The 15,329-nt window shown below is 37.3% G+C and carries 12 protein-coding genes; 1 reads left to right on the top strand and 11 read right to left on the bottom strand.

Annotation, left to right across the window (positions count from 1 at the left end; all coding sequences use genetic code 11):
- Nucleotides 1-6: 6 nt before the first annotated feature.
- The 7 genes from HMPREF9075_RS06585 to HMPREF9075_RS06555 form a co-directional block, all read right to left on the bottom strand.
- Nucleotides 7-1,395, bottom strand: a complete 1,389-nt coding sequence (locus HMPREF9075_RS06585) for a bifunctional UDP-3-O-[3-hydroxymyristoyl] N-acetylglucosamine deacetylase/3-hydroxyacyl-ACP dehydratase (protein ID WP_009415724.1) — start codon at nucleotides 1,393-1,395, stop codon at nucleotides 7-9.
- A 10-nt stretch (nucleotides 1,396-1,405) separates the two neighbouring features.
- Entirely contained in the window at nucleotides 1,406-2,425 is a 1,020-nt protein-coding gene (gene lpxD, locus HMPREF9075_RS06580) for a UDP-3-O-(3-hydroxymyristoyl)glucosamine N-acyltransferase (RefSeq protein ID WP_009415723.1), read from the bottom strand.
- Between the two features lie 119 nt (nucleotides 2,426-2,544).
- On the bottom strand, nucleotides 2,545-3,762 hold the full coding sequence (locus HMPREF9075_RS06575) for an HD domain-containing protein (RefSeq protein ID WP_009415722.1): 1,218 nt from the start codon (nucleotides 3,760-3,762) through the stop codon (nucleotides 2,545-2,547).
- Nucleotides 3,746-5,839 (bottom strand): LTA synthase family protein, encoded by a 2,094-nt coding sequence (locus tag HMPREF9075_RS06570; protein ID WP_009415721.1) that lies wholly within the window; start codon nucleotides 5,837-5,839, stop codon nucleotides 3,746-3,748. Before HMPREF9075_RS06570 ends, HMPREF9075_RS06575 begins: the two co-directional genes overlap by 17 nt.
- 131 nt (nucleotides 5,840-5,970) lie before the next feature.
- Entirely contained in the window at nucleotides 5,971-7,092 is a 1,122-nt protein-coding gene (gene dnaN / locus HMPREF9075_RS06565) for a DNA polymerase III subunit beta (RefSeq protein ID WP_009415720.1), read from the bottom strand.
- 136 nt (nucleotides 7,093-7,228) lie between these two features.
- Nucleotides 7,229-9,052, bottom strand: a complete 1,824-nt coding sequence (locus tag HMPREF9075_RS06560) for an ABC transporter ATP-binding protein (RefSeq protein WP_009415719.1) — start codon at nucleotides 9,050-9,052, stop codon at nucleotides 7,229-7,231.
- Complete coding sequence (locus HMPREF9075_RS06555) at nucleotides 9,053-10,135, bottom strand: AMP-binding protein (RefSeq protein ID WP_009415718.1); 1,083 nt, start codon at nucleotides 10,133-10,135, stop codon at nucleotides 9,053-9,055.
- Nucleotides 10,136-10,324: 189 nt separating this feature from the next.
- On the opposite strand from HMPREF9075_RS06555, the gene HMPREF9075_RS06550 reads away from it, so the two are divergent.
- Nucleotides 10,325-10,939 (top strand): deoxynucleoside kinase, encoded by a 615-nt coding sequence (locus tag HMPREF9075_RS06550; RefSeq protein ID WP_009415716.1) that lies wholly within the window; start codon nucleotides 10,325-10,327, stop codon nucleotides 10,937-10,939.
- Between the two features lie 45 nt (nucleotides 10,940-10,984).
- Here HMPREF9075_RS06550 and HMPREF9075_RS06545 read toward each other — a convergent pair whose 3' ends face one another.
- From HMPREF9075_RS06545 to HMPREF9075_RS06530, 4 genes are all read right to left on the bottom strand, one after another.
- Complete coding sequence (locus HMPREF9075_RS06545; protein ID WP_009415715.1) at nucleotides 10,985-11,839, bottom strand: hypothetical protein; 855 nt, start codon at nucleotides 11,837-11,839, stop codon at nucleotides 10,985-10,987.
- A gap of 82 nt (nucleotides 11,840-11,921) precedes the next feature.
- A complete protein-coding gene (gap, locus tag HMPREF9075_RS06540) occupies nucleotides 11,922-12,920 on the bottom strand; it encodes a type I glyceraldehyde-3-phosphate dehydrogenase (RefSeq protein ID WP_009415714.1) in 999 nt (332 codons plus the stop codon).
- A 37-nt stretch (nucleotides 12,921-12,957) separates the two neighbouring features.
- Complete coding sequence (gene pfkA / locus HMPREF9075_RS06535; protein WP_009415713.1) at nucleotides 12,958-13,938, bottom strand: 6-phosphofructokinase; 981 nt, start codon at nucleotides 13,936-13,938, stop codon at nucleotides 12,958-12,960.
- Between the two features lie 106 nt (nucleotides 13,939-14,044).
- On the bottom strand, nucleotides 14,045-15,250 hold the full coding sequence (locus tag HMPREF9075_RS06530) for a pyridoxal phosphate-dependent aminotransferase (RefSeq protein ID WP_009415712.1): 1,206 nt from the start codon (nucleotides 15,248-15,250) through the stop codon (nucleotides 14,045-14,047).
- Between the last annotated feature and the right edge of the window lie 79 nt (nucleotides 15,251-15,329).

Here is a 15,329-nt window from a genome sequence, read left to right as displayed (position 1 = left end):
AATCTTTTATTTTACTTTAACAATTTGAGCCATAAGCTCCGCTTCTGTAGCCAGCTTACCATTCACATAAGCATAAGCCTGCATATGGCAAATACCTCGCCTAATAGGAGATAGCAAATCCAACTTAAATATAAGTGTATCCCCTGGTACCACTTGCACTTTAAATTTTACATTATCTATCTTCATAAAGTAAGTAAGGTAGTTCTCTGGGTCTGGTACCGTGCTTAGTATTAAAACCCCACCCGTTTGTGCCATCGCCTCTATCTGCAATACACCTGGCATTACAGGTGCTCCAGGAAAATGCCCTACAAAAAAAGGCTCATCCATCGTTACATTTTTTAGCCCTACCACGTGCTTGTCCGATAGCTCAAATATTTTGTCTACCAACAAAAATGGTGAACGGTGAGGCAGAAGTTTCATAATATCCGTTGCATTTAGTAACGGAGGCTGGTTTATATCTATTAGCGGAACGTTATTGCGGCGTTCATTCTTTATAATCTTAGATAATTTTTTAGCAAACTGGGTATTAGTAAAGTGCCCTGGTTTTGTAGCAATCACCTTCCCTTTTATACGAGCACCCACCAATGCAAGATCCCCAATTACATCCAAAAGCTTATGGCGAGCAGCCTCATTAGGATAATGTAAGGTAAGGTTATCAAGCACTCCATTAGGTTTTACTGAAATCTTATCCTTGTTAAAAATCTTTTTCAGTTTCTCCATTGTGCTTTCCGAAATCTCCTTATCTACATACACTATAGCATTATTCAAATCACCCCCTTTTATAAGTCCGTGATCTAAAAGAGTCTCCAATTCGTGTAAGAAACTAAACGTACGAGCACCAGCTATCTCCTTCTTAAAGTCCGACAACTTATTCAAGTAAGCATTTTGTGTGCCCAGCACCTTCGTACCAAAATCCACCATAGTAGTAACCTGATATTCCTCAGCAGGTATCAGTGTTATTTCACTACCCGTTTCCTCATTTACATAGGTAATAACCTGTTTTACTACATATTCATAGCGTGGTGCATCTTGCTCCACAATTCCTGAAGCCTCTATAGCTTCTACAAAATATTTAGACGACCCATCCATTATTGGCGGCTCCGATGAGTTCAGCTCTATGATTACGTTGTCCAAATCCATCCCTACAAGGGCTGCCAAAATATGTTCACAGGTCTGTATCCTTACACCTTTTTTCTCTAGTACCGTACCACGCTCTGTACTCGATACGTAAGTAGCGTCCGCCTCCACTACAGGGTTCCCCTCTAGATCGGTACGTACAAAAGTAAATCCATTATCAATAGCGGCAGGTTTTAGCACCATCTTCACTTGCTTGCCTGTGTGCAATCCTATACCTTCTAAAGTAATCTCTTTAGATAAAGTGTTTTGCTTTATCATAACCTATTTATTATTTTAATTTTTTTTCTAATTCTTCTATACGTTTTAATAATGCAGGCAATTTCCTGAATATCACGTATGATTTATTATATTCTGCATACCCCAATGCAGGTGAGCCCTGTATAACCTCATCATCTTTCACATTCCGTCCCACACCCGTTTGCGCTTGTATTTTTACCCTATTGCCTATCTGTAAATGTCCCACTACACCCACTTGTCCACCTATCATACAGCTTTCTCCCACTTTTGTAGAACCTGCAATCCCTGTTTGCGCAGCAATTACAGTATTTTTACCTATCTCTACATTATGAGCTATTTGTATTTGGTTATCCAATTTTACTCCCTGCCTAATAATCGTTGAACCCAAAGTCGCACGGTCTATAGTACTATTAGCCCCTATATCCACATTGTCCTCAAGTACTACATTACCTATCTGAGGCACCTTGCCATATACACCCTCATCATTTGGCGTAAAACCAAAACCATCAGCACCCAATACAACCCCACTGTGCAAAGTACAATTTTTCCCTATCACAGTTTCCGAATATATTCTGCAACCTGCAAATATCATTGTATTATCACCTATAGTTGTATTATCACCTATGTAAGTATTAGGGTATATCTTTACATTATTACCTATATGCACATTCTCACCCACATATGCAAATGCTCCTATATACACATTCTCACCCAATTGTGCCGAAGTAGCTATAAATGATGGCTGTTCAATACCCTGCTTATTCAGTTTTATCTCATTGTAAAACTCCAATAATTTCGCAAAAGCAACATAAGGGTCTTCCACTCTCACCAAAGTAGTTGTCAAAGCCTCCTCTGGTTCAAAGTCTTTCCCTACTATCACCACCGAAGCAGCTGTTGTATATATAAAATGTTTGTATTTAGGGTTTGCTAAAAACGAAATACTCCCCTGTACCCCTTCCTCTATCTTAGAAAGTTTGTATATTTCTGTCTCTGGGTTGCCTTCCACTTCCCCCCCCAATACATTGGCTATTTGTAATGCTGTAAATTTCATTTAATTAGTTTATAATCAAAACAATACAATTGTTTTAACACAGTTTGTAGCGTTTATAACACTATATTTGGCAGCAAAAGTATAAAAATTATTTCAAATATCACTACTTTTTAGCTTTTTTATTTAGGATAACAAATATAATATTTAGTCGTTACCTGTGCAAGTGCCTCCAAATTTAGCTCTTCTGCTGTCTTTCGTATATCCACTACCCTACCATTTTTTGTCAATAATTTTATTCCTTCCTTATCTGGGTTATAACCCCTATTGCTCATCTGTCCTTCAAAAACAAAGTACTTCAAATATTCCTCCTTTAGTCCTTTTAGTAATGCTATTTTGTGCAAACGTTCTATCTTTCTTGGCTCAAACTCTGTAGTTCGCAATTTTAGCTTTAGCAAATCTCTATTGAGTAACATACGGCTCAACTGCGAAAGCACCCAATCTCTATGAAACTGCCATTCCTTCATTGCCGAAAAAATATCCATATCATCCAATAAAGCAAACTTCTCAAGTACCTCTATATCAAAATTCTCATTAGATATTTTATGACTCACAAAAAAATACAATACCCCCGACATTTTAAGCTCTTCCCCCTGCTCTACCAGTTCTTTCGCCCGTGTCAGCAACCTAATGAGCATCAGTTCCGCAGCCACACTCGTTTTATGCAAATATACCTGCCAATACATCAATCGCCGTGCTATCAAAAATTTCTCTACAGAGTACAATCCCTTCTCTTCTACTACCAATTCATCATTGCGCACATTAAGCATTGATATCAGTCGTTCCGAATTGATATTCCCTTCTGCTACACCCGTGTAAAAACTATCCCGCTTCAGGTAATCAGCCCTATCAATATCCAGCTGACTTGCAATTAGCTGATGCATAAATTTTCGCGGGTACTCTCCCGTAAATATCTTAATAGCAAGCTCCAGCTTCCCATTAAATTGTTTGTTCAGCTGTTGCATAAATAGTAATGATATATCCTCGTGCGATATATTTTCCACTATACTATGCTCCATAGCGTGCGAAAAAGGTCCGTGTCCTATATCGTGCAAAAGAATTGCTATATACAGTGCCTCAGCCTCCTTTTCTGTAATTGTAACCCCTTTAAAGCGCAATATCTCAACCGTTTTTTGCATCAAGTGCATACAGCCCAACACGTGTTCAAAACGCGTGTGTTTAGCACCTGGAAATACCAAAAACGAAAGTCCCATTTGGTTTATACGCCTAAGGCGTTGAAAATAAGGGTGCTCTATAATATCAAATACCAAGCTACTCGGTATATGCACAAACCCATAAATGGGATCATTAATGATTTTTAATTTATTTCTTGCTGGCATTCAATTGTTGGTTTTTAAGCCAATAAGAAGTCGATTGATACCTCGCTATACACTCCAATACTCCCCGCTCTTCCAAATCCTTCCGCTCCTCTTGGCTGTAATATAATGGATATTCCGTTCCTGCAGGCTGCTCAGCCTCTAAACGCAAATCATACTGTCGCACCTTTTTTACTGGCGAAATCACAGTAAGCCGTTCAGGCGTTAAATATCCCAAATCTTGATAAGTAGCTATATAAGCTCGTGGCTGATAATCAGCCGTTAGTACATCCTGCCCTATAAATTTAGACGTGTAGCTAAAGTTCAACAATCCCATCACCGTAGGCATCACATCTATCTGAGACACAAGGGTATCTATCTTCTGTGCAGGTATAAAATCAGCATAGATAAAACACGGAATACGATAGCCATCCAAAGGTAATTCTGTACTACCCGCACTCGAAGCACAATGGTCAGCCACTACCACAAAAAGCGTATTTTTATACCATTTCTGCTTTGCTGCCATCTCAAAAAAACGTTTCAGTGCATAATCCGTATATTTCACCCCACCAGCACGCCTCTTTTCTGTAGGAGGTATATCAATTTTCCCTTCAGGATATGTAAACGGACGGTGATTGCTCACAGTCATCCAATGATTAAAAAATGGCTTGCCTGTTTTTGATTGCTCATTCATCACCGCTATAGCCTTATTTGCCATATCCTCATCGCATACCCCCCATATATTTGCAAAAGTAACCTCTTTAGGAGAAAAACTACTCCTATCCACTATATCATAGCCATTCCCACCAAAAAAGTCTTTCATATTATCAAAGTAACTATCCCCTCCATACAAAAACTTCACATCATAGCCCTTACTCCTGAACACACTACCCGTAGTAAATTTATCCTTATTATCCTTGCGTTTCACTACACTCTCCCCTGGCGTAGGAGGCAAGCATAGCGTAAGTGCTTCAAGCCCGCGCACCGTACGATTACCTGTAGCGTATAAGTTTGTAAAAAACATACTTTTCTTTGCCAACTCATCTAAAAAAGGCGTACGATTATCATCATTACCATACATAGTTAAGTACTCAGCCGACAAGCTCTCTACCGAAATAAGTACCACATTATAATGCTTTTCTGCCTGTTGCGATACTATTTTCCGCTCAATACTACCCGCTTGCAATGATTGTAACAAAGTTTCTTCTGCAACTTTTTCATCAATAGAAGGATAAAACTGTTCGTAATCTAATTCACTATGCGTAAAAGCGTAATAAAATTTATATACCCCATTTGATTGTATTTCTTTAGCAAAAATATTACTTGCTGAAAGATTGTTTAGCTTAGGAAGAGCTACTACAGCCAGAATTGCTATCACACTATAAACCAGTAAATAAGCTACCTTTTGTTTAAGTGATGGTATATCTTTTATGGTAGGTTTTGTTTTTACAAAAATAAAAAGTGTAAGTACTATTACTACCACCCCAACCACCGAAAAAAGTGGTACTACAGGATAACTTTCCATTATATTACCTATCACCTCATTGGTATAAATAAGGTAATCAACAGCTATAAAATTATATCTAATTCCAAATTCATTCCAAAAAAAGTACTCACTCACACCATTCATCACTATAGCAAAAACATATATAACCAAAGTGATAAAATATAGTATATTGCGCAATACAACTCGCTGTTTACTCCAAATAAGCAACAACGCAAAGCAAAATGTTTTAAAACCAAAAAAAGCCAATGCTATTTCAGGAATAACCCCACCGTATTGGTTAAAAATATTATTCGGATAAAACTCAATATACCCCAAAAAAGCTATAAAAGCCACCAATAGTAACCATCCATACGGATTTTTATACTTGCTATTACTTATTAGCAGCATATAAAGCATCAATAGAGCATTGATAAGCACTGCTATCAACACATCCGAAAGCAATCCTATACCTAATAATTTTACGACCTCAAGCCACGAAAATGATGCTGTTGTAATCGGGTGATATACAAATATCAAACGCAGTACAAGCGATATAAAAAGGTAAAGACCACCTATATAAATAAAAGGCTTAAGCCTATGAATAATATCCTTCATCAATTTTTCTTTTTGTGCTGCAAAGATACAATTTTTATCTCAAAATATTATCTTTTTTAACAAAAAAAACTTTGCTCAAGCATTCCTCGAACAAAGTTTTTCTTTATATCATCAATTTTCCAATATCTCAATTATTGGTTGTTCAACATAATAGGCATCGCAAGCATCAACACCTTTTCGCCTTCGTCCAAGCCGTCTAATGGCGTTAATATCCCTGCGCGATTTGGCATAGACATTTCCAACATTATTTCATCTGAATCGAGGTTGTTTATCATCTCTTTCAAGAATTTAGAGTTGAAACCTATCTCCATATCCTCACCGTGATAGTTACAAGTCAATCGTTCTTCACCCTTATTGCTGTAATCCACATCTTCTGCCGAAATAACAAGGCTTGAACCCGCCACTTTCAATCGTATTTGGTGTGTAGTCTTGTTTGAAAACAATGACAAACGATTTACCGAATTATAAAACTGAGAGCGATTGAGCGTCAATTTATTAGGATTTTCTTTAGGAATTACAGCATCATAGTTAGGATACTTACCATCTATAAGCCTACAGATAAACTCCATATTATCAAATGAAAACTTAGCATTGCTTTCATTGTACTCTACCGTCACTTCAGTCTCGCTCCCCGATAAAATACTTTTTAGGATATTCAATGGTTTTTTAGGCATAATGAAATCTGTAGCCTCCTCTGCCTTTATATCCAAACGTTCATATTTCACCAATTTATGAGCATCTGTACCTACAAATACTAACCCTTCAGGAGTAAACTGAAACAATACCCCACTCATTGTAGGACGCAAATCATCATTGCCTATCGCAAAAATTGTCTTTTGGATAGCTGTCGCCAATACATCGCCCAGCATACTTACTTTATTAGCTTCAGGCAAAGCTACAGGCTGCGGAAATTCAGAACCATCTAAGTATGCCAAAGAGTAATTACCTGTTGTAGAGCTAATATCTATAACATTATTTTCTTTCACTACAAAAGTAAGGGGTTGTTCTGAAAATGTTTTAAGAATATCTATCAGCATTTTTGCCGAAATAGCTATACTCCCTTCAGAATCCGACTCCACCTCCAGTGTACCCTTTACAGTAGTTTCTAAATCTGAAGCCGAAATAGTTAGCTTATTAGTTGAAAGCTCAAATAAAAAGTTATCCAATATCGGCATTGTATTATTGTTATTAATAACACCACCAAATACTTGTAACTTTTTAAGTAAGTACGAACTTGATACTATAAATTTCATATTTTTATTATTTTAAACAACAAATCGCCTCCTAACGGAAGTTATAATGGCAAAAGTACTAAGATTTTTTATTTCTACCAAATATTTTTCAATATTTTTTTTATCGTGTCAATTCCACCCACAAAAGCAATGCTATTTACTCAAACGACTGCATCTCCACAAGCTTTCTATACATTCCTTGTTTTTGCAGCAATTCGCTATGCGTTCCTTGCTCTATAATTCTTCCCTTTTGCATTACCACTATTTGGTCGGCATTCTGTATAGTCGATAGCCTATGCGCTATAACCACCGAAGTCCTATTTTTCATCATATTTTCAAGCGCCGATTGTACCAAACGTTCACTTTCCGAATCCAAAGCTGAAGTTGCTTCATCAAGTACCATTATCGGTGGATTTTTCAACACCGCTCTGGCAATACTCAAGCGTTGTTTTTGTCCTCCACTCAGTTTGCTCCCCGCATCACCTATGTTAGTATCAAAACCTTGCGGTAAATCTACTATAAATTCATACGCATTCGCTATTTTAGCCGCCCTTATCAGTTCCTCCTCTGTAGCATCTGGCTTTCCTATCAGCAAGTTATTTTTTATAGTATCATTAAAAAGTATCGCATCTTGTGATACTACTCCTATGAGCCCTCGTAACGAAGCAGTTGCCATATCTCTAATGTCTACGTTATCAATCTTTACAGCACCGCGTTGTACATCGTAAAAACGCGTGATAAGATTGGCTACTGTACTTTTTCCACTACCCGAACGTCCCACCAAAGCCACTGTTTTACCCTTGGGTATTTCTAATGAAAAATCAGTGAGCACCTCTTGTTCTGTATATCCAAAACCTATATTGTCAAAAGTGATAGACTGAGTAAAATCATTAAGTACCACAGGGTTTTCTACCTCCTTAATAGGATTGTCATATTCTAAAATTTCCAAAATACGTTCTGCTGCCGCATTTCCTTTTTTTATCTCATAAGAAGCCTTGCTAATTGCCTTTGCTGGAGTTAAAATATTGTAAGCTAAACCCATAAAAGCAATAAATTGCGTTCCTTCTAAAGTTTTATCTACCAATACCAGCGAGCCTCCAAACCACAAAAGAATAGCTATCATCAAAATACCTAAAAATTCACTCATTGGCGAACCCAAGTTTTGCCTATTCATAACCTTATTGCTCAATCGTGCAAAAGTATTACTAGATTCCCTAAACTTATTGCTAAATATAGGCTCCGCATTAAACGCCTTTATCACACGTAAGCCCCCTACGGTTTCATCTATGAGCGACAAAAATCTCCCTTGTTCCTGCTGTACCGCTATAGAATTCCTCTTAAGCGATTTTCCTATTTTTGAAATCACCGCAGCAGCAATAGGAATAAATAAAAATGTAAAAAGGGTCAACTTCACACTAATACTCAGCATCACCAATATAGAAAATACAATAGTAAGAGGCTCACGCACAAAAGTCTCCAATCCCGATAATAATGAGTATTGCACCTCATTTACATCCCCCGACATTCGCGAAATAATATCTCCTTTGCGCTGTTCCGAGTAAAACGCTATCGGCTGACTAACAATCTTATTATAAAAATTATTACGCAAATCCCGCAATACACCATTGCGTAAGTGTGTACTAAAAAATGCCGCCAAGTAGCTAAACATATTTTTTAGTAAAAATAGCGAAATTACCAAAGCAATCACAATTCCCAACGCCCAAAAAGTATCGCCACGTGCTATCATTTCCACCTGATAATTCAAATACGACTTCGCATAACTCCCCAAGCTAAACCAGTCACCTGAAAATACAGGTTTCTCACTTACCACTTGCGTTTTCGCAAAAAGCACATCCAGCATAGGAACAAGTGCTATAAATGATAATGCACTAAATAGTGAATAAAGTATATTGAAAAAAATATTAAGCGTAATATCTTTTTTATAAGGCAATATATAAGGAATAAATTTCTTTAGCTTCATCTATTTCTGGTATTTTTTTACCGTTTCTTCTCTTCTAATTTTCTGATTGTCAGTATACACAAACTCTGGTACAAAATATATTTGCCTTGGCACCTCATATTTTAGCATATCTTTGTCCATATATATATCGTGAGCAAGGGTAGGATAATCTTTTTCATCACCCTGCACATACAATACAGCTCGTTGCCCCAAATCATCGTCTTGTTCTTTGGTAATAAAATAATCCGTAGCAATATATTTCTTTATTTTTTGCTCCACCGTTTCAGGAAATATCTTAAATCCACCCGAATTGATGATATTGTCATACCTGCCCAACCATTTAAATTCAGTTGCCGAGATAAGATCTACTATATCATTCGTAACCACAGGATGATCAGAAATTAGCGGAGCTTCAATCACCAAACAATTCCTATCATCTTTACTGAACATCACATTAGGCATTGCTTTATAGGTGTCTTGATGCTTTACTTCATTGTTTACGTGGCGCATTGCAATATGCGAAATTGTCTCAGTCATACCATATGAAGAGTAAATGTCAGCCGAAATACCCTGAAGTTTAGCTTCCAATTCACCATCAATAGATGCCCCGCCCAAGATAACCTTCTTCACCCTACCCAAGTCTGCAAGAGATTTTGAAGCCTGTAACGGAATCATTGCCATAAAATCATAATTTTTGCTTGTAAGGGATAGTGGCATTGATGACGGACGAACAATATCTATATGTAATCCCAAAATAATAGCCCTAATGAGCATCATTTTACCCGCAATAAAATCGGCAGGCAAGCACAAAAGTGCTGTATCCTTGGGCGATAAATCCAAATATTCTCCAGTTGCCAAAGCCGAATGTACCATATTTTGTTTCTTAATATGTATCTGTTTGGGTACCCCCGTAGAGCCCGAAGTAGTCGCCTCTATATAATCCCTATCGTCAAGCCAATCAAGTAAAAAACGACCCACAGCTTTCCTATAAGGTAGCCCATCTTTTACATAAGCCACAGCCAATATGATTAAACGCTCCCTATCTATAGGAAAACCATTTATTCTAAAATCATTATGTACAAATTTATAATCTATTTCATTCATCTTTAAAAATATTTGTATAGCGGTGCAAAACTACAATTTTTTGGTGATATAAGCAACACTCCCCAAAAAAATATCTTTTTACACCACTGACTTTTAAATATTTACCTTTTTTCTGCAAAAATATTTTAGCGTAATACCCCCTATGTGCAAAATAATAACTACCTTTACCCCAACAAATCTACAATTAAAATGCACATAGCTATAGCAGGAAATATAGGTGCAGGCAAAACTACCCTCACTGCACTATTAGCAAAACACTATCATTGGGACGCCCATTTTGAAGATGTTGTCGATAACCCTTACCTTGATGATTTCTATCACCAAATGGAACGATGGAGCTTCAACCTACAAATCTACTTCCTCAATAGTAGATTCCGACAAGTATTAGATTTCAGAGAACGCGGCAACAATATTATCCAAGACCGCACTATATATGAAGATGCCCATATCTTTGCGCCCAACCTACACGAAATGGGACTAATGAGCACACGCGATTTCCAAAATTACAAATCACTATTCGCTCTAATGGAACGTTTAGTCTGTCCCCCCGATTTGCTCATCTATTTGAGAAGCTCCGTCCCCAACTTAGTAAAACAAATTCAAAAAAGAGGACGTGAGTATGAAAACTCTATCTCTATTGATTACCTCAACCGCCTAAACCAACACTACGAACAGTGGATCAAAGATTATAACAAAGGTAAACTACTCATCATAGAAGTTGATGACATTGATTTTGTTAATAACCCCGATGATTTCTCGTCTATAGTTACCAAAATAGACGGATTATTATATGGTTTATTCTAAAAAATGAGGGCAAACATTCAATTGCCCTCATTTTTTTATCTCTTCTTAAAAATATTTATTTACGTGGAATGCTACCAAGCCATCTATAGGCTTACGCAATACATTACCCAATTTCAAGTTGTTTTCTGCCAACACCTCTTCCAAAATATCTTGCAAGAAAAATGCTATACTTCCTACAAAATTAATAGGCACTTCATAACGTGCTTCGTACTGAGAAATCCAATTATCTACAAATAGTTGCATTCCCTTCTTAACCATCGAGCGGCAATAATCGTGATTTTTATTCTCTACTACAAACTTTGCAAAAGTAGCCAAATAACTATTAGGGTTGGGCATCTTGTAAAGATGATTTTTTATAACATCAGAGTTAAGCTCGTATTGGTTTTCAAATTTTTGAACCAAATCAGCCGGCATTTTCTTAAAATAGTAATCTATAATAAGACGTTTGCCGTAAAAGTTTCCGCTTGATTCGTCCATTAGTATATATCCCAATGAATCTACCGCTTGATATAGTTTCTCACCATCCCAATAAGAGCAGTTAGCTCCTGTACCAAGTATACATACAATTGCTTTATCTGTAGGTTTAGTAGTGGCAAATACAGCTGCATAAGTATCTTCTTTCACTTCTATTTTTGCCGTGCGGAAAATACCTGCCAAACTACGTTCTACGAAAGAACGAATACGCTCAGTACCACAACCAGCACCATAAAAGTAAATTTCCGATACCGTATTGCGGTTTTCATACAACTGATAATTGGTTGTAATACGTTCTACGAGTATTTCTTCAGTAAGCACTTCAGGGTTCAAACCCAATGTTTGAGTGAAAAACACCTTTTCACCCTTGCTATTTAAGGCTGTCCAATCCGCCTTTGTAGCACCACTATCAACAATTAAAATCATATCGTTTCAGTTTTTAAAGTTTTCCTATAAGTAATAAAGGTGGAGTACCTAATATTTTAGGCAGCTCCACCTTTATTAATAACTATAATTTAGCGATGTGTTGTGCTAAATCTACCAATTTGTTTGAATAACCTGTCTCGTTATCATACCACGACACAACTTTGAAGAAGTTAGCACTCAATCCAATACCTGCTTTTGCATCAAAAATTGAAGTGTTTTTGCAACCTACAAAGTCTTGTGATACTACAAGCTCATCTGTATAACCCAAAATACCTTTCAATTCACCTTCCGATGCTTTTTTCATCGCAGCATTAATTTCATCAAGAGTAGTAGCTTTCTTAGTGCGGAAAGTTAAATCTACTACCGATACGTCTGCTGTAGGTACGCGGAATGCCATACCAGTAAGTTTACCGTTTAGTTCAGGAATTACTTTCCCAACAGCTTTTGCAGCCCCTGTTGATGAAGGGATAATGTTGCAAAGAGCAGAACGACCACCTCTCCAGTCCTTTTTAGAAGGACCATCAACAGTTAGCTGTGTAGCTGTTGTAGCGTGTACTGTAGTCATTAGCGCTTCTTCTATACCGAAGTTGTCGTTTAGCACTTTAGCAATAGGTGCTAAACAGTTGGTGGTACAAGAGGCATTAGATACAATTGTATCGCTTGCTTTTACTGATTTGTGGTTTACACCCATTACAAACATAGGTGCATCTGCCGATGGTGCAGAAATAACCACTTTTTTAGCACCTGCATTAATGTGCGCTTGTGCTTTTTCCAATGTAGTGAAAATACCTGTACATTCAGCCACTACATCAGCACCTACTTCTTTCCATTTAAGGTTATTAGGATCTTTTTCAGCTGTAATGCGCACTACTTTTCCGTCTACTACTAAGTGTCCGTTTTCTACTTTCACGTCTCCTTTGAAAGTTCCGTGAACTGAATCATATTTCAACAAGTAAGCGATGTAATCTACATCCAAAAGGTCATTAATACCTACAATCTCTACATCGGCTCTTTCATAAGCAGCACGGAATACAAGACGTCCAATACGTCCAAATCCATTAATTCCAATTTTTACTGACATATTTTTTCTATTTATTTGTTTTACATTTTTTCATTTATTAGGTAGCCATAATTTCAGCTACACGCAACAATTCCATATTAATTTTTGAAGTACCTTTGATAGCTTTTTCAAGGGGTGTAAGCTCCATTTTGGTATTGCGTATGCCCACCATACAATTTGTTTTCCCCTCAATAAGCGATTCTACAGCTTTCACACCCATACGGCTCGCAAGTACTCTGTCAAAACAAGAAGGGGAACCTCCGCGTTGCATATGCCCCAATACCGATACGCGTACATCATAATCCGGATGATGTTCCTCTACGTATTCTTTTAGCTCAAATACATTCTTTCCTATATTATCACCTTCGGCTACTACTACCAAGCTTGAAGTTTTTCCTGAGTTACGACTTTTTTCTAATGATTTAAGTAACTTTGGTAACCCTATATTTTCTTCAGGTATCAAAATTTCTTCAGCTCCAGCCCCAATTCCTGAGTTCAAAGCTATATGACCAGCATCACGCCCCATTACCTCTATAAAAAACAAGCGGTTATGAGAGCTCGCTGTATCTCTAATTTTGTCTATTGCATCTATTACTGTGTTCAATGCGGTATCATAGCCCAACGTATAATCAGTACCATAAATATCATTATCTATAGTACCTGGTATTCCTATTACAGGAAAATTGTACTCCTTGTTAAAAGCAAGAGCCCCTGTAAAAGAACCATCTCCACCTATTACCACCAAAGCATCGGCTCCAGCAGCTGTAAGGTTCTTATAAGCTATCGCACGCCCCTCAGGAGTCCTAAAGTCTTTTGAGCGTGCAGACTTCAATATTGTGCCGCCTTTATTAATAATATCGCGTACACTGCGCGCACTCATTTCTTTAAAGTCGCCTTCTATCATCCCTTGATAGCCTCTATATACACCCATCACTTCTAATCCGTGATAAGCACAAGTACGCACTACTGCGCGTATTGCGGCGTTCATTCCCGGAGCATCACCTCCCGATGTTAATACTGCTATTTTTTTTACTGACATTATTAGTTTCTTATTTTTCGCTTCAAAATTACAAATAATTCTTTAAATAGAAAAACTTTTTTATGTTTTTTTTATAATATTATTTATAACTTACTAACTATTAATATTATATATTTTTAGAAAAAATGGTATAGGCTTTTAGTCCCGCTGCCAAAATAGATACTGCTCGTTCTATCTTCTCACATTCAAGTACATAAGCTATACGCACCTGATTGCGCCCTAAGCCCTTTGTAGCATAAAATCCTTCAGCAGGAGCAAGCATTACAGTCTCATTTTCTACTGAAAATTTATCAAGAAGCCATATACTAAAAGCTTCGGCATCTTCCACAGGCAATTCAGCTATACAATAAAAAGCTCCTTTAGGTTTTGATACTCGCACCCCCTCTACTTTTTGCAAGGCTTCTATCAGCACATTCCTTCTATGCGTATATTCTTCAAGCACTTCTGTAAAGTATTGTTCTGGCACATCAAAGGCGCGTTCTGCTGCTATTTGAGAATAGGTAGGTGGCGACAAGCGTGCCTGTGCAAATTTCAATAGCGACTTCATTACTGCCTTATTTTTAGAAACTACCCAGCCTATACGCGCTCCGCACATACTAAATCGTTTCGATACCGAATCTATCATTATCGCATTTTCTTCTATCCCTTCCACTTGCATAATAGAATAGTGCTCGGCTCCGTCATATACAAACTCTCGGTATACCTCATCAAATATTAAAAATAAGTCGTGCTTTTTAGCTATCGCAGCCAATTGCAAAATTTCTTCTTTAGAATACAAATAGCCCGTAGGATTGCCCGGGTTGCAAATCAGAAAAGCTTTGGTCTTAGGTGTTATCTTTTTTTCAAACTCTTCTATAGGTGGCAAGGCAAAATTATCATCAAAAGAAGAGGTAATAGGCACACATACCGCATCAAAAGCTTCTGAAAAACTGATATAGTTTGCATAATAAGGTTCAGGAATGATAATTTCATCATCAGCATTAGCAACAGTAGCAATTACATAGGTAAGTGCTTCCGAGCCTCCACAAGTAATGATAATATCCTCTGTCGTTACATTTATAGCGTGCTTTTGGTAGTATTGCACCACTTTTTCGCGTAATGAGTTTATCCCCTCACTTTTAGTGTATTCCAGCACCGTAGGCGTAAATTCCTTCACAGCTTCTATAGCTATAGCAGGCGTTTTTATATCTGGCTGACCTATATTGAGGTGATAAATTGTTTTCCCTTCCTTCGCCGCTTTTTCAGCATAAGGAGTGAGTTTCCTAATAGGAGACTGAGGCAATATTTGTGCTCTATGTGATATTGTAGGCATTTTTTATATTCATTAATTATTATATGCTTAATGGTTAATAGCTAATGACAAACTAGCAGAACATCATTTAAAGTTCGGA

This window comes from Capnocytophaga sp. oral taxon 332 str. F0381 (assembly GCF_000318275.2).
Lineage (GTDB): Bacteria > Bacteroidota > Bacteroidia > Flavobacteriales > Flavobacteriaceae > Capnocytophaga > Capnocytophaga bilenii.
Note: the sequence above shows the minus strand (reverse complement) of the source record. Positions and strands in the feature narration are given on the sequence as shown.